The 14542-nt window shown below is 65.7% G+C and carries 16 protein-coding genes; 9 read left to right on the top strand and 7 right to left on the bottom strand.

Going from position 1 to position 14542, the window contains the following annotated elements; all coding sequences use genetic code 11:
• Nucleotides 1-352: 352 nt before the first annotated feature.
• The 4 genes from F7R26_RS31630 to F7R26_RS31615 form a co-directional block, all read right to left on the bottom strand.
• A complete protein-coding gene (locus F7R26_RS31630; protein WP_150991658.1) occupies nucleotides 353-1399 on the bottom strand; it encodes an Ldh family oxidoreductase in 1047 nt (348 codons plus the stop codon).
• Entirely contained in the window at nucleotides 1396-2283 is an 888-nt protein-coding gene (locus F7R26_RS31625) for an alpha/beta hydrolase (RefSeq protein WP_170301991.1), read from the bottom strand. The genes F7R26_RS31630 and F7R26_RS31625 overlap by 4 nt, the downstream gene beginning before the upstream one ends.
• 126 nt (nucleotides 2284-2409) lie before the next feature.
• Nucleotides 2410-2841 (bottom strand): DUF6331 family protein, encoded by a 432-nt coding sequence (locus F7R26_RS31620; protein WP_193692191.1) that lies wholly within the window; start codon nucleotides 2839-2841, stop codon nucleotides 2410-2412.
• Nucleotides 2842-2960: 119 nt separating this feature from the next.
• The gene (locus F7R26_RS31615; protein ID WP_416351348.1) at nucleotides 2961-3386 is read right to left on the bottom strand and encodes a hypothetical protein; all 426 of its coding nucleotides are present in this window, start codon (nucleotides 3384-3386) and stop codon (nucleotides 2961-2963) included.
• 319 nt (nucleotides 3387-3705) lie between these two features.
• Between F7R26_RS31615 and F7R26_RS31610 the strand changes: the two genes are divergently transcribed.
• Together F7R26_RS31610 and F7R26_RS31605 are read left to right on the top strand one after the other, a co-directional pair.
• On the top strand, nucleotides 3706-4137 hold the full coding sequence (locus F7R26_RS31610) for a CopG family transcriptional regulator (RefSeq protein ID WP_150991649.1): 432 nt from the start codon (nucleotides 3706-3708) through the stop codon (nucleotides 4135-4137).
• A 52-nt stretch (nucleotides 4138-4189) separates the two neighbouring features.
• Complete coding sequence (locus F7R26_RS31605) at nucleotides 4190-5248, top strand: extracellular catalytic domain type 1 short-chain-length polyhydroxyalkanoate depolymerase (RefSeq protein WP_150991771.1); 1059 nt, start codon at nucleotides 4190-4192, stop codon at nucleotides 5246-5248.
• A 55-nt stretch (nucleotides 5249-5303) separates the two neighbouring features.
• Here the strand turns inward: F7R26_RS31605 and F7R26_RS31600 are convergent, their stop codons facing one another.
• A complete protein-coding gene (locus F7R26_RS31600; RefSeq protein ID WP_150991646.1) occupies nucleotides 5304-6191 on the bottom strand; it encodes a LysR family transcriptional regulator in 888 nt (295 codons plus the stop codon).
• A 230-nt stretch (nucleotides 6192-6421) separates the two neighbouring features.
• On the opposite strand from F7R26_RS31600, the gene F7R26_RS31595 reads away from it, so the two are divergent.
• The 3 genes from F7R26_RS31595 (at nucleotide 6422) to F7R26_RS31585 (ending at nucleotide 9308) form a co-directional block, all read left to right on the top strand.
• Nucleotides 6422-7423: an ornithine cyclodeaminase family protein gene (locus tag F7R26_RS31595; RefSeq protein WP_150991643.1), complete on the top strand. Its 1002-nt coding sequence runs from the start codon at nucleotides 6422-6424 to the stop codon at nucleotides 7421-7423.
• Nucleotides 7420-8253: a phosphate/phosphite/phosphonate ABC transporter substrate-binding protein gene (locus F7R26_RS31590; RefSeq protein WP_193692190.1), complete on the top strand. Its 834-nt coding sequence runs from the start codon at nucleotides 7420-7422 to the stop codon at nucleotides 8251-8253. Before F7R26_RS31595 ends, F7R26_RS31590 begins: the two co-directional genes overlap by 4 nt.
• 98 nt (nucleotides 8254-8351) lie before the next feature.
• On the top strand, nucleotides 8352-9308 hold the full coding sequence (locus tag F7R26_RS31585; RefSeq protein ID WP_150986068.1) for a Bug family tripartite tricarboxylate transporter substrate binding protein: 957 nt from the start codon (nucleotides 8352-8354) through the stop codon (nucleotides 9306-9308).
• A 126-nt stretch (nucleotides 9309-9434) separates the two neighbouring features.
• On the opposite strand, the gene F7R26_RS31580 is transcribed toward F7R26_RS31585, so the two are convergent.
• The gene (locus tag F7R26_RS31580; protein WP_150986069.1) at nucleotides 9435-9977 is read right to left on the bottom strand and encodes an ureidoglycolate lyase; all 543 of its coding nucleotides are present in this window, start codon (nucleotides 9975-9977) and stop codon (nucleotides 9435-9437) included.
• 257 nt (nucleotides 9978-10234) lie between these two features.
• Between F7R26_RS31580 and F7R26_RS31575 the strand changes: the two genes are divergently transcribed.
• The 3 genes from F7R26_RS31575 to F7R26_RS31565 all read left to right on the top strand — a co-directional run bounded on the left by F7R26_RS31575 (nucleotide 10235) and on the right by F7R26_RS31565 (nucleotide 13731).
• Nucleotides 10235-11557 carry an MFS transporter gene (locus tag F7R26_RS31575; RefSeq protein ID WP_150986194.1) on the top strand — a complete coding sequence of 441 codons (1323 nt, stop codon included), beginning with the start codon at nucleotides 10235-10237 and terminating at the stop codon, nucleotides 11555-11557.
• A 131-nt stretch (nucleotides 11558-11688) separates the two neighbouring features.
• A complete protein-coding gene (locus F7R26_RS31570; RefSeq protein WP_150986070.1) occupies nucleotides 11689-12417 on the top strand; it encodes a FadR/GntR family transcriptional regulator in 729 nt (242 codons plus the stop codon).
• Between the two features lie 120 nt (nucleotides 12418-12537).
• A complete protein-coding gene (locus F7R26_RS31565) occupies nucleotides 12538-13731 on the top strand; it encodes a methyl-accepting chemotaxis protein (RefSeq protein ID WP_150986071.1) in 1194 nt (397 codons plus the stop codon).
• A gap of 52 nt (nucleotides 13732-13783) precedes the next feature.
• Here the strand turns inward: F7R26_RS31565 and F7R26_RS31560 are convergent, their stop codons facing one another.
• Complete coding sequence (locus F7R26_RS31560) at nucleotides 13784-14059, bottom strand: hypothetical protein (RefSeq protein WP_150986072.1); 276 nt, start codon at nucleotides 14057-14059, stop codon at nucleotides 13784-13786.
• A gap of 31 nt (nucleotides 14060-14090) precedes the next feature.
• On the opposite strand from F7R26_RS31560, the gene F7R26_RS31555 reads away from it, so the two are divergent.
• Nucleotides 14091-14459: an RcnB family protein gene (locus F7R26_RS31555; RefSeq protein ID WP_241754602.1), complete on the top strand. Its 369-nt coding sequence runs from the start codon at nucleotides 14091-14093 to the stop codon at nucleotides 14457-14459.
• Nucleotides 14460-14542: the final 83 nt, after the last annotated feature.

Raw genomic sequence — 14542 nt, 5'->3', positions numbered from 1 at the left:
CTTCGCCTTGCGCGAGCCCGGTGCTCGACCAGCACACGCCGACAAGCCACTCGATCATCCTGGTTATGCAAACGTTTGCAGTGATTGGGATTATGTCATCTGTCGGGCAGTCGTCAAGGGGGAACAGTCCCTATCGATCCGGTCAGATGTGAGGCAAGGTCTACACGGAGACGAAGGAGAGGGGGCCGATGACGATGCAAGCGTCGAATACGCCCCGTCCTTCGCGGGCTCCGGCACGTCGGCAAGGCTCGGCTTGTCAGCGTTTCTCGCTTGTACGCGTCGAGGTGCAGCGGGCGCGGTGGCCGGCAAGCCCGAATACAGTTGCGCGTTTGAATGCGACTTCCCCGGCCTGCTACGCCCAGGGAACGCGAATGCCCGCCTGGCTGGCAATTTCCCCCAGCGCGGTAGCAGTTGCAGCCGTCAAGGCAATTCCGCTCACGCCGCGCTCCCGGGCTTCGGCGTAACCGCGTTCTCCCGGCAGCCGTGGAGGACCTTCGGAAGACGCTGGCAGATTGTGGATGGCCTGCGCGAGCTCGGCCAATTGCGCTTGAAACATGGAGGGGTCCAGCACCTGAGCGATATCGATCACGAGCATCCACGCGTTCTGCGTGTGGCGATGAACGGCAGGGGAAGCAAGCAGCGCGGGTGCCAGGATCGGATGGTTGGTCAGCAGGCTGCAGGCGATCTCGGCCATCAGCGCGAGGCCCGAGCCTTTCGGGCCGCCCAGTGGCAGCGGCGTTGTCGCCTGATGGGCGTCCGTGGTGGGGTTACCCATGGCATCGATGGCCCAGCCCGGCTCGAGCGGCCGGCCGGCTGCCCGAGCCTGCATCAGCTTGCCGAAGGCGATCGCGCCCGAAGCCATGTCGAACACGATCGGCTCGACGAGGCCAGGGCAGGCCATGGACAGCGGAGCCGTCGAGACGCCGGCCACCGATGCGCCATGGTAGGCCATCAACGGTGCCGACGCGGCCATGGCCATGGCAAACATGCCCGCGCTGGCCACATGGGCGGCGTGAAAGCCGAGCGCGCCGGTGTGCGTTGTTTCCCGCAAGAGCACCAGGCTCGCCCCGGCCTGGCGCGCGGCGGCAATGCCTTGCTCGGCGGCAATGCGCATGCCCAGCGCACCGGCGCAGCGATCCCCCTCGACAACGGTTAGTGCTGGCAAGCTGAGCACCGGGCGCGGTTGTGCCCGGCCATTCATGTCGCCAGAGGCCAGCCACGCAATGTACTGCGGGATGCGCGCTACCCCATGTCCGGGAGAACCACGCAGGTCGGCCCACACCAGGCTCTGCGCCACCAGTGAGGCGCCAGGTTCGTGCAGCCCTGCCGAGGCAAGTAGCGCCTGCGCGAAGGTTTGCAGCCGGGCTGCACTGATCGTGGTCGGGGCGCGCGCAGTCATGCGGCCCCCGATGGCGCCTGGTGGACCGGGAAGAACTTGTACAGCCAGTCCGTGACCAGGTTCAGGACAGCCCGGTTGTCGTCGGAGAAGATGAAATGATCGATCTCCGAGAACAGGTGCAGTTCGACCGGCATCCTGGCGTGGCGGAACAGCGCGATCGACTGGTCCGTAGGGGTGACCGAATCGTCCGCCGGATGCAGCAGCAGGAGCGGACGCGGGGCAATGTCACCGGCCACTGCGTTCGGCCGAAAGCCCAGCATGCTCTCGACCACCTCGAACGGGAATGTCATGAAGCTTCCCGCAGGCAGGTTGCTGCGCATCGCGGCGGGGATCGGCACGATGTCAAAGCGCGAGACCGGCATCGACTGGCCCATGGCCAATCGGGCACGGCCTTCTTCCACCATTGCCTCGAAGCGCTGCCATTCGCCCGGCCCGGCATGTTGCTGACGCAGCTTCATCTCCCCATCGCCCCATCCGGCCGATGAGATGCAGGCCACGATGCGAGGGTCAACGCCGGCCGCATAGACCGCCACGGCCGCGCCGAAGCTGTGGCCCATCACAGCAATTTTCGCTGGCTCCACCTCGGAAAGGCTCTGCAAGTAGCTGACCGCATTGCGCGTGTCGCGCACCTGGTCCTCGCACAGTACCTTGCCGCGCTCGCCTTCGCTGTTACCGCAGCCCCGCATGTCGAAGCGCAGGACCACATAGCCCAGCGAAGAAAACAGGCGCGTCGCCAGCTGCACCATACCGTCATCCTTGTTGCTGCCGAACCCATGCAGCACGGCGATGGCGGGACGTCGCTCGCCGCCGGCAAGATTGGAGGGTAGATGCAGGGCTCCGGCCAGGCGGAGCCCGTCGGAGTCAAATGTTACATCTGTGTGCACGCTCATTTCTCCAGGTTTGGTGACACACGATGTTCTACGAAATCCGCGGTTCCATGACTGCCCAAGAATCCAAGGACTTACCCGATCGTCCGCTGACTTTGACGACGGGCGCGATTTGCGTGTCCGTCAGTACGGCTCACGATCGCGCGCGCCGGACGCAAGGCAGGCAGCGATGTGGTCGATCAGTTGAAGCAAGACCTGCCTGTCGAAGTAGTTGTTCATCCTGTGGCTGAGGAACACGTCGCCGCCAGCGCCGGCGACGCGTTCTCTTACCTGGGCAATCCGTTCGGCAAGATCGGGGAGGCCGGCTTGCATCGCCGCCCGGGCAATGGCATCAGGCCAGAAACCATAGGCGTCAATGCCGCAACAGTCCGCGACGCATTCCGTTTCGAGCCAGTGAAGCAAGGGCAGGATAGGGGCGAGCCGGCAATGCAAGCAAGCTGGTAAAACAGCCAAATCAGGTGCAATCCCGATGAATAAGAGCGCAACGCCGCAGGGCGAATCCCCTTCCCGCCTGTTCGACGCCAGGATCCAGGAGCTGGACGACTGGCGGGGCAAGACGCTCGCCCACGTCCGCGCGCTCTTCAAACAGGCTGACGCCGAATCCTGCGCCGCATGCGTTGGCGCCTATCCTGGCCGGCCACGCAGCATTCATGGCCAACTAACGCGCCCAGCAGCTACGGCCGCTTGTCTCCTGCCGGGCTGGCAGGGCGCTGCGCCGGCAGCTTGCCGACGATGCAATCCACGGCGCGTGTGTCCGATTTGCCTTGCCCGAGCGCGCCGATGACCGAGTCGCGATACTGCGCCGGCGTGATGCGCTGGTAGTAAAGCCGGGAGGTCTGGTCGAGCCAGTACACGTAGTCGCTGTCGTTCTGGCCGCCGTCGGTGCGCAGCCAGTCGCTGATGTTGTTGTTTCCGATCATCATGTTCGGGCAACCTCGCTGCACGCTGTCGAGGTAGGCATCGAAGCCTTTCGCCTCGTAGTTGCGCACCGAATCTGGCGCGCAGGCCCATAGCGCCATCGCTGCGCAAGCGCAGGCAAGCCAGCTTGCCGCCCGGCGATGCCGTGGGCTATGGCGCGTTGTCATTGCGGGGGCTGGCATATCGCTCCTGTGTCCTCTCGATCACGCGATCTCTCGATCCCTGGTTCCCTGCTGCTCTGGTTCGGTGTGCGTGAAGCCACGTCCAAGGATAGAGCGGATCCCCCGACACCTTGCCGCGTGGCGAAAAATTTCATGGGTCGCCAGCAAAGGCTTGAATGCCAGGGTGGGCAATGCTGCCGGATACCGTAGGCCGCACTTTTATGTGCGATTGCAGCAAAAATTGGCAATCGTCCTTGAACAATGGGTTGTTCCATTCTATAACCATCCCATTGGATGGTATTTGGATGGTATTTGGATGGTGTCCGGATGGTTAGCAACGATGGATGAGCAACAAAAGGCACTTGTGGCGCAACCCCGCCCTAAAGGCGGCGAAACCGAGAAGATCACAATCAATCTCGGCCCGGTCGATCTCGGCCAGATCGACCTGCTGGTCGAGGAAGGCTTTTACTCAAACCGTACCGACCTGATCCGCACCGCGATCCGCAACCAGCTTGCGATCCACGCGCAGGCCGTCAGCGAGACCGTGACGCGGCGCGCACTGGTGCTTGGCCTGCAGCATTTCTCCCGCCAGGACCTGGAGGCGGCGCAAGCCGCGCACCAGCGCCTGGATATCCATGTGCTGGGACTGGCCAGCATCGCATCCGATGTCACGCCCGAGCTTGCCCTGGCCACGATCGAGTCGATCATGGTGCTGGGCGCTTTCCATGCTTCCGCCGCCGTCAAGACGGCGCTGGCCGGCCGCATCCGCTAAGCCGCCAGGCAACGGAAAGCCCAACGCCAAAGGCACGTAGAAGGACACCATGATGAAGATGAACGAAGAATTCCTGGCTTCCATGCAGGAAGCCATGGCGCTGCTGCGCACCGCGGGGCCGTTGGAAGCCACCGAGGTCATTGCGCGCGCGTTGCGCGGCAACAGCGCAGTGCCTAATGCCAGCTTCCAGCCTGCGCAAGTTGTCGAGGCGCTGCTGCCGCGCCAGGCGCAGGAGAACGCAGCGCATCCCGGCACGCAGGATACCGGCCACTTCACCACCCGGCGCCATGCCGGACACGCCGGCCAGCGCGCCTACAAGCTCTACGTGCCGGCCGGCTTCGCGGGCAAGCGCCTGCCGCTGGTGGTGATGCTGCACGGCTGCACCCAGGACGCCGACGATTTTGCGGCGGGTACCCGCATGAATGCGCTGGCAAGGCAGCACGGTTTCCTGGTTGCCTATCCCATCCAGCCCGCGACGGCGAACTCGTCCAGGTGCTGGAACTGGTTCAAGCCGGGCGACCAGCAGCGTGAGCTGGGCGAGCCGTCACTGATCGCGGGCATCACGCGGGAAGTCATGGCCAGCCATCCGGTCGATCCCGATCGCGTGTACGTGGCCGGCTTGTCCGCCGGCGGCGCCATGGCCGCCGTGATGGTGCATGCTTATCCCGACCTGTATGCCGCGGCGGGGATCCACTCCGGCTTGCCGTATGCCAGCGCGCATGACTTGCCGTCGGCACTCGCCGCGATGCAGGGCGGCAAGCTGGCGGGCAAGCACATGGCGAACGCGCAGGCCGCGCCGCTGCGGCCCCTGATCGTCTTCCAGGGAGACGCGGATAAGACGGTGCATGTGTCCAACGCCGACCGGCTGCTGCGAGCATTCCAGCTTGGCGGTGAGCAGGACAGCCAGTGCCGGAGCAAGCAGAACGGGCGCGCCTTCACGCGCCGTCAGTTGAAGTCGCGCGATGGCGTTGATGCGGAGTATTGGCTGCTGCATGGCGCGCCGCACGCGTGGGCGGGTGGCAGTACGCATGGCTCGTACACCGATGCGAGCGGGCCCGATGCCAGCGCGGAGATGGTGCGGTTTTTCCTGGCGCATCCGTTGAAGAGGTAAGCGGTGGCACGGGTGCGTCGACCCGATCACCCCTGCACGCCTCAAGCCTCAAGCCTCAAGCCTTCATCCGCGCCACCAGTTCCTGCGCAAACTCCAGCGACAGCCGCGACAGCGGCTCGGACTGGATATTGAAGATCTGGACCGAGGCATTGACCTTGGTCCGGATCGGAATCGCCACGATATTGGGCCACGCCTGCCCGAACACCGTCATGGCATCGACCAGCGCGATGCCTGCCCCGGCCTGCGCCAGCGCGCGCGCCACGTGCGCCTGCTCCACTTCGATGCGCATATCGAGGTCGTCGAAGCCGCTGCCAAACATTTCCCGCACCAGCAAGCCGAACGGCACATCCGCGCCGTAGCCGATCAATGGCTCCCCGGCAAGCTCGGCTGGGCGCACGTAGCTGCGCCCGCTCAAAGGGTGCCCCGCGGGCACCAGCGCCACCATCGGGTTCTTCACCAGCAGCCGGGATTCCAGGTTAGGATGCGCCAGCGGCATGTTGGACACGGCCAGCTCGGCCTGGCCGGAGAGCAGGGCGCGCAGCATGTTGCCTGGGATCTGCGTGCGCACGACGATGCGCACGGCCGGATGCGCGGCGCGAAACGAGGCGATGGCGCGGGGCAGCACCGTCTGCCCGAGATTCGGGCTGCATGAAATGCGCAGGCTGCCCGTACGGTTGGTTGCGAGGTCTTTCGCGATCTCGTTCACGCGCTCGATCCCCTCGTACACCACATTGACCTCGCCCAGCAGCCGCCTGGCCTCCGGCGTGGGATGCAGGCGTCCCTTCACGCGGCGGAACAGTTCCAGCCCCAGGCGCTGCTCGGTGTGCGACATCAGCCGGCTGATGGCGGGCTGCGACACATACAGGAGTTTGGACGCGCCGCTGATCGATCCGGTGAGCATCACGGCGCGGAACACTTCGATCTGCCGGAGGTTCATTTTCATGATTTCAACCTATTAACCTGATGTTAAGTCACGCGGATATATAAGCATATGACAGTAAGGGTGAGGCTGCCTACACTGGGTCCTGGCAGCGCGCTTGCACACGCGCACCAAGGCGGCGCCAGGTGCGATTGGCGCCGGCACCGCGATGGGGATGCATGGCCCATCGCGGGGCATCCTGATGCATGCCGGTGCATCGCCCCAACGTCCATTGCGGGAGACAAGGAAAACACATGAGCGACATCCATCTGACCTACATCAACGGCCGTGACATTGCCAAGCTCGCGATGACCGACCAGGAAATCCTCGACGCGGTCGAGCAGGGCCTGCTGGCGCAAGGCAACAAGCAGACGGTAATCGAGCCGCGCGTGCACCTGATTCCAGACCCGGCATTCAATGGCCACTTCAATGTGCTGCGGGGCTATGTGGCGCCCCTGGGGCTGGCCGGCGTGAAGATCGTTGGCGACTACGTCGACAACTACAAGCTGGGCCTGCCGTCGGAGATGGCCATGCTCAACCTGTTCGACCCTCGCACCGGCATGCCGGTGGCGATGATCGACGCGACCTTCATCACCGATGCGCGCACCGGCGCGGTGACCGCGCTGGGCGCTCGCCACCTGGCACGGCGCAACAGCAAGGTGCTTGGCCATATCGGCGCGCGCGGTACGTCGTACTGGAACGTGCGCCTGCTCGACAGCCTCTTCGACTTCGACGAGATCCGGGTGCATTCGCGCCGCCCGGAAAGCCGCGACGCGTTCGCCGCGCGGCTGGAGAAGGATCTTGGCAAGAAGGTCATCGTCACGCAGGACTGGGAGTCGTGCGTGCGGGGCGCGGACATCGTGGTCGAGGCGTCGCGGCTGGACAAGCCCACGCCGCTGCTCAAGACCGAGTGGATCAAGCCGGGCGCGTTTGTGGTGCCGTACGGGACCATGAGCGCGGTGGAGCTGTCGCTGACCGACATCATGAGCAAGCTGGTGGTGGACGACTGGACGCAGTGCAAGGGCGGCATGTTTGGCTCCCTGCGCGCGCATGTGGAGGCGGGCAAGTTGTCCGCGCAGACGCTGCACGCGGAGCTTGGCGATATCGTCGCGGGCCGCAAGCCGGGCCGCCAGAGCGATGACGAGACCAACCTGTTCTGGCACCGCGGCCTGTCGCTGAGCGATATCGCGCTTGGCCACGCCATCATGAAGAAGGCCGAGCGCATGGGCATTGGCCAGCAGCTCGTCTACGCATGATCGCCAACGCGCGCATGTATGCGGTGGCCGCGCCGGTGGCCCAGGCGTGGCGTGCGCTGTTTGCCTACGTGGGCGAGCGCGCCGGCGTGGCGTGGACGTACGTCGAGCATGCCGCGCCGGCGCCGGTCAGCGCGCTGTGGGCGCGGCCGGACTGCGGCTGCGTCTTCATGTGCGGGTTCCCGTTCGTCAGCGCGGGAAGCCGGCATCGCCTGCTGGCGGCGCCGGTGCCATCGCTGCCGCGCTACGGGGACCGGCCGGAATACTTCACCGAGTTCATCGTGCGCGACGATGCGGCGTTCGCCACCCTGGAGCTGGCCTTTGGCGGCCGGCTGGCCTGCATGTTGCCGGAATCGAACTCCGGCTTCAATGCGCCGCGGCACTACCTGATGGCAAAGGCTGCCGCTGGCGCTGCCACGCTGTTCCGGCCAACGGCGGCGCCAACCCCCACGCCACGCCAGGTGATCGACGCGGTGATCGGCGGCGATGCCGAGGTTGGCGTGGTCGACAGCTATGTGCTGGACCTGCTGCGCATGCATGTCCCTGAGCTGATGGCGAAGGTGCGCAGCGTGGCGGTGACGCCGGCGTCCCCGATCCCGCCGCTGGTGGCCGCGCCGCAGGCCGGCGACGCCGCCGTGGCGCGCGTGCGCGCCGTGCTGCTGGGCCTGCATCGCGACCCGGCCTGCGCGGGCTGGCTCGCGCAGCTGCGGCTGGCGCGCTTTGCATGCGTCGCCGCGCAGGACTATGACGTGCTGGCGCGCTACGCTAGCGAAGCCGACCGCGCGCGCTTTGCGCTGACCGGCACCCTTGACGCCAGGCAGCCGCGCCCATGACCGCCACGGCAGCGAGCGCGGCTTGCGTGCGGCCCGACCGTGCCAGGGAGTCCGTTTTTGTGATTGTCTGCTAGTCCGACTGACGTGGAGAAATGTCGATGAAGCGTTTCCTGATGACCTTGCTGGCCGCCGGGTTGCCGATGCTGGCCAGCGCCCAGGCCTATCCGTCCAAGCCCGTGCGGCTGATCGTGCCGTTCCCGGCGGGTGGGCCCGCCGACGTGCTCGGCAGGGTCGTGGGCGAGGGACTGTCCAAGGCGTGGGGCCAGAGCGTGCTGGTGGAGAACAAGGCGGGCGCGGCCGGCACCATCGGCATGGAGCAGGCGGCCAAGGCCGCGCCGGACGGCTATACGCTGGCGGTCGTGCCGGTGGGCAATATCGCCGTCAATCCTTCGCTGTTCCGCAGCCTGCCGTACAAGGCGCAAGACCTGGTGCCGGTGACGATGCTGGCGACGGCGCAGAACGTGCTGGTGGTCGGCGCCAACGTCCCCGCCGCTTCTCTCGCGGATCTGCTCAAGCTGGCGGCGCAAAAGCCGGGCGAGCTGACCTTTGCTTCGCCCGGGGCCGGCAGCCAGGCGCACCTGGCGGGCGAGTTGCTGCAGCTGGACGCCAAGGTCAGGCTCAACCACATTCCCTACAAGGGCGTGAGCCCGGCCATGACCGACCTGGTCGGGGGCCAGGTGACCATGATGTTCGCGCAGGTCTCGTCGGCGTTGCCGTACGTCAAGGCGGGCAAGCTCCATGCGCTCGGCGTGGCCAGCCAGAAACGCCTGGCGGTGATGCCCGACGTGCCCACCATTGCCGAGCAGGGCTTCCCCAGGTTCGAGGCGGTTTCCTGGTACGCGCTGATGGCCCCGGCAGGCACGCCAAGGGAGGTGATTGCCCGCATCAATCACCAGGCGCTTGAAGTCCTGGCGAACCCGGCGCTCAAGGAGAAGCTGGCCACGCTCGGCATGGATCCCAGCGGCGGCACGCCACAGGAACTGGCCACCACGATCGAGCAGGACAGCGCGCGCTGGGCCGGCGTGATTCGCAAGCGCCAGATCACGGTGGACTGAGGGCGTTGCGATGCCGCCAGCTTGATCCGCTGCGCCAATCGCAGGCAGCGGGGGAATCAAGCCAGGATCAAGCCGATGCTGTCCTGCACCCGTCCTGCACCTGATTCGCGACCGGCGACGACGCCTTTACCCCGCCACCTGGTAGTTGCCGCGCAGCTCGATGACGTCGCAGTTGTGGCCCTCGCCGCCGCGGTCCACCACCAGGAAGCGCGCCGTGCCTTGCGTGACGATCAGCGAGTGATGCCAGGTGCCGCGCTTGTAGTTCACGCCTTGCCTGCCGTTGGTGACGTACACGCGGATGGCCGATTCGTCGATCTGGTCGCCAACGGGCGCCACGACCACGAGGAAGGCGGCCTCGTCCAGGGGCACGAAGGCCTGGCTGCCGAGCGGGTGCCGCTCCATGGCACGGATGCCGAGCGGCAGCGCATAAGGCTGCGCGTCGAAGAAGCTGATCAGCGCGCGGCCGCCCTGCGTGCCGACATCGACGCTGGCAAGGTCGTCATAGCGCAGCGTCATGCCGCCATTGATCACCATCGGCGCACGCCCCTCGCTTTCGATGACATCGCCAAACGGGGCGAATGCGGCTACGGTCAGTGGCTCCACCTGCAGGCGCACCGGCGCTCGGGATGGCAGTGGGGGCTGGATCGCCTTCTCGTCGGGAGCAGACACGTTTTTCCTTTTTCCTCTTGTCATGGGTAAGAAGTGGCCGGGAAGGCGCTTGGCTAACCTCCGCGGATCAACTGGTAATACCAGTGGTGCCAGTATCCGATTGTCAATGACGGGCGTCAAGGCGCCAATATCACAGGGTTTACGCCGCTTTCCCAGGGAGACGCCGGGACGTATCCTTCGCCATCTCCAAGAAAACAGACTGGTAATACCAGTTGAGATAGCAAGCCGAGCCACCTGAGGAGGAAACCGTTGTGTCCCTGACCACCGCCCCATCGCTAGCCCCCGAGCCAGCCGCCGCCCACGCGACGGCGGCGCAGGAAAACGCCGTCTACCGCAAGGTTGCCTGGCGCCTGTTGCCGTTCCTGATGCTCTGTTATGTCGTGGCCTACCTGGACCGCGTCAACGTGGGGTTTGCCAAGCTGCATATGCTGGGTGACCTGCAGTTCAGCGAGTCCGCCTACGGGCTGGGCGCTGGCTTGTTCTTCATCGGGTACTTCTTCTTTGAAGTGCCGAGCAATGTGCTGATGCACCGCATCGGCGCCAAGGCGACCATCTCGCGCATCATGATCATGTGGAGCGTGATTTCGGCGGCAATGGTGTTCGTGCAGACCACCACGCAGTTCTACGTGCTGCGCTTCCTGCTTGGCGCGGCCGAGGCGGGCTTCTACCCCGGCATGATCCTGTACCTGACCTACTGGTTCCCGTCGCACCGCCGCGCGCGCATGGTGGCGCTGTTCATGTGTGCGATCCCGGTGTCGGGCATCTTCGGCGGCCCGCTCTCCGGCTTCATCATGGAGTCCATGCAGGGCGTGGCGGGGCTGCGCGGCTGGCAATGGATGTTCCTGATCGAAGCACTGCCCTCACTGCTGGTCGGCGTTGCCGTGCTGGCCTACCTGGACAACAACATCCGCTCGGCGCGCTGGCTCACGCAGGGTGAGAAAGACCTGCTGGAGCGCAACATCGCCAACGAGAACGCCACCAAAGGCGGGCACATGACCATGCGGCAGCTGTTTTCGGACCGCCGCATCATCAAGATGGCCTGCATCTGCTTTTGCACGGTGATGGGCCAGTACGGGCTGACGTTCTGGCTGCCGTCCCTGATCCGGCAGTCCGGCGTGAGCGGCGCGCTGAATATCGGCCTGCTGACGGCCATCCCGTTCTCCGTCGCAGTGTGTTCGATGATCCTGGTCAGCCGTAGCTCCGACCGCATGCGCGAACGCCGCTGGCACCTGATCGTGCCGTTTTGCTGCGGCGCCGCCGGTCTGGCGCTGAGCGCGATCTTCAGCGACAACGTGGTGCTCTCGCTCGCCGCACTGGCGCTCGCTGCGGGCGGCAGCCTGGCCACGTCGCCGTTGTTCTGGAGCCTGCCGACCGCGCTGCTATCCGGCGCGGGCGCCGCTGCCGGCATCGCCATGATCAACTCGTTTGCCAACCTGGCGGGCTTTGTCAGCCCTTACATGATCGGCCTGATCAAGGACGCGACGCAGAGCACCAACCTGGCGATGTTCGTGCTGGCTGGCGTGCTGCTTTGCGGCGCGGCGCTGACCTATACGGTACCGGCGCGGCTGGTGAACAAGTAAGCCAGGCAGGCATGCGATGGCGCTGCCCGGGGCGTGCTCCGGGCGGGCCGTCGAGTACAATTTGCCGTCGATCCGGCGGCAAGCGCCGGCCTCCATCTTTCACGATCCCGCGCAGGGCTTCATCGCATCCAATGGTCACAGCTACCGCCATCTCCGCCAACGCCGCGAACCTGATCCGCGAGTGGATCGAGGGCGGCAAGTATCCGGCCGGATCGCTGTTGCCCTCGCAGCGCGACCTGTCGGAGCAGCTCGGCATCAGCCGCACCTCGCTGCGTGAGGCGTTGTCCACGCTGCAGGGGCTCGGGCTGGTCGTCTCGCGCCCCGGCAAGGGCGTGTACGTGGCCGCCGACGCAGGCGACGGCGCGCCGCCGCCATGGCGTTTCTCCAAATCGCATTCGCTGACCGACATCTACCAGTTGCGCTTCGCGCTGGAGGGCTTCACCGTGGGGCTGGCCGCGGCGGCGCTGCTGCCGGAAGACATCGACGCCCTGCGCGAGAACACCGAGGCCATGCGGGTGTGCATCGACGCGTCCGACTTCACGCAGGCCGCCCGGCTGGACTTTGATTTTCATATGCGCATCATCGCGATCGCCGGCAACCGCGCCATCGCCGATATCCTGCGCAACAGCACCGACGTCATGCAGGAAAGCCAGCGCCTGCCGTTCTACCAGCGCGGCAGCCGCCATGCCACCTACACCGAGCATTGCGCCATCATCGACGCCTTGGCCGCGGGCGATGCCAGCCTGGCCCAGCGCGCCATGTCGGATCACATCGTCCGGGCGGCCCAGCGCGCCGGCGTGCATTTCCCCGCGGGCAGCCGTGTGGGCGACGGGGCGGCGCCGGGCCATCTTCCCGGCTGAGCGGGCTCTAAGGACGGAGCGGATGAAGGCATCCAGGATTTCTCCTAAAGTTTCTGCGCGCATCGCCGTTATCCAGGCGACGAAGAAGGCGTAGTCCACATAAAAAGGGGAGATGCAGCAATGATGTCATTTGCCAACCTGACCATCCGTACGCGCCTTGGCGTGGGATTCGCGGTGGTTTTGCTCTTGATGGCCGCAGCAATCGCGATCGGGCTGGACCGCTTGCCCGGGGCCGGCGGCGGTGACGCGCAGCAAGCCATCGATGGCGCGCGTACCCTGATGTTTACCCTTTGGCTTGTCGCGCTTCTGGTGGGCGCCGCCTTTACCTACGGCATTGCGCGCAGTATCGCCGAGCCGCTAGGCGAGGCCGTTTATATCGCCGAGACCGTGGCCTCCGGCGACCTCAGCAAGGAATTTGAAACCGAACGCAAGGGCGAATTCGGCCGCTTGCTGGCCGGCATGGGCGAGATGGAGGACATGCTCACGGACCTGGTGACCCGCATCAAGGAGTCGACCGATTCCATCTCCGACGCCTCCAAACAGATTGCCGAGGGCAATGCCGACCTCTCGCAGCGCACGGAGGAGCAGGCCGCGGCGCTGCAGGAAACCGCATCGAGCATGGGCAAGCTGACCGCCATGGTCAGGCAGAATACCGAGCGCGCGCACGCGGCCAATGAGCTGGCGGCCAATGCCTCGCACATTGCGCAGCGCGGCGGCACCGTGGTGGGCGAGGTGGTGGAAACCATGCAGGCGATCAGCGCCAGCTCCAAGAAGGTCGTCGACATCATCGACGTGATCGAGGGCATTGCGTTCCAGACCAATATCCTGGCGCTCAACGCTGCCGTGGAAGCGGCGCGCGCGGGCGAGCAAGGGCGTGGTTTTGCGGTGGTGGCCGGCGAGGTGCGCACGCTGGCGCAGCGCAGCGCCGCGGCCGCCAAGGAAATCCGTGGCCTGATCGGCGATTCGGTTGAGCAGGTGCGCAACGGCTCCGCGCGGGTGGAGCATGCCGGCCAGACCATGCGCGAGATCGTGACGGCGTCCAGCCAGGTCACCACCATCCTGGGCGAGATTTCGGTGGCATCGGCGCAGCAGAGCGGCGGCATCGAGCAGGTCAATCAAGCCGTGATGGAAATGGACGCGGTCACGCAGCAGAACGCCGCGCTGGTGGAACAAGCCGCCGCCGCCGCATCGGCCCTGGCGGAACAGGCGCACCAGTTGCAGAACGCGGTGGGCGAGTTCAAGCTGGAAGCCACCCCTGACGACGCCCCGGGGCAACACCGCTTTGCCGGCACGCTGCAGGGCGCGCATGCCTGATCGCTTGCGGCAGGCCTTGTGATGCAGGCGCGCCTTGCGCGCCGCGTCCTGGTCAAATCGGCTTGTATTTCTTACACGGATGGCGGGCATTTACCGCCATCATGTTCTTGCCAGTCTCCCTGCGCACTTCATTTTTGCTCCGCGCATGCGTGATGTGCGCCTGATCCGGCGCTTCTCGCCGGCATCCTGCGCCGCAGCCACTATCCTTAAGTCGGGCATCGAAGTTGCGTGCCAGTCCATGGCGACAAGCCATTTGCGTGGACTGCTGGTGCTTTTGGCCTTGTTGACGATGTCCTGCCAGGGCCGGCGCGGCCAGCGCGGCCGGCATGGCTACAGCGGCTAATAAAAAGGAGTGCCTGATGACGAAAACCGTGAGAAGCAAACTGCTGTTGGGCGTGATGCTCGCCGGCGGGTTCCTGGTTTCGGCCCAAAGTTCTGCGCAGCCGGACCGCGACTCTGACCGTGGCTACCAATACCAGGGCCAGCCGCCCCGGGATGACCGTGGGCGGCCGGGTGACGATCGGGACAACGCGCGTAGCGGGCCGGGTCATTGGCATAAGGGCGACAGGCTCCCCGCGGAGTACCGTGATCGCCAATATGTCGTGGATGACTGGCATTCGCATGACCTGCCGAAGCCGTCGAAGGGCCACCACTGGGTTGCCATTGGCGCGGATTACTACATGGTCGCGCCAAACGGGGCGATTGTGGATGTGGGCGGGCGGCGCTAGAACGTTCTTCCCCGCCGGATCCGGCCCCATACGATCGGCGGGCCGGATTCCGGGTGCGCGCAGGGCATGGATCGATGATCGAT

The sequence above is a fragment of the Cupriavidus basilensis genome (assembly GCF_008801925.2).
Lineage (GTDB): Bacteria > Pseudomonadota > Gammaproteobacteria > Burkholderiales > Burkholderiaceae > Cupriavidus > Cupriavidus basilensis.
This window is presented reverse-complemented; position numbering and strand designations above follow the sequence as displayed.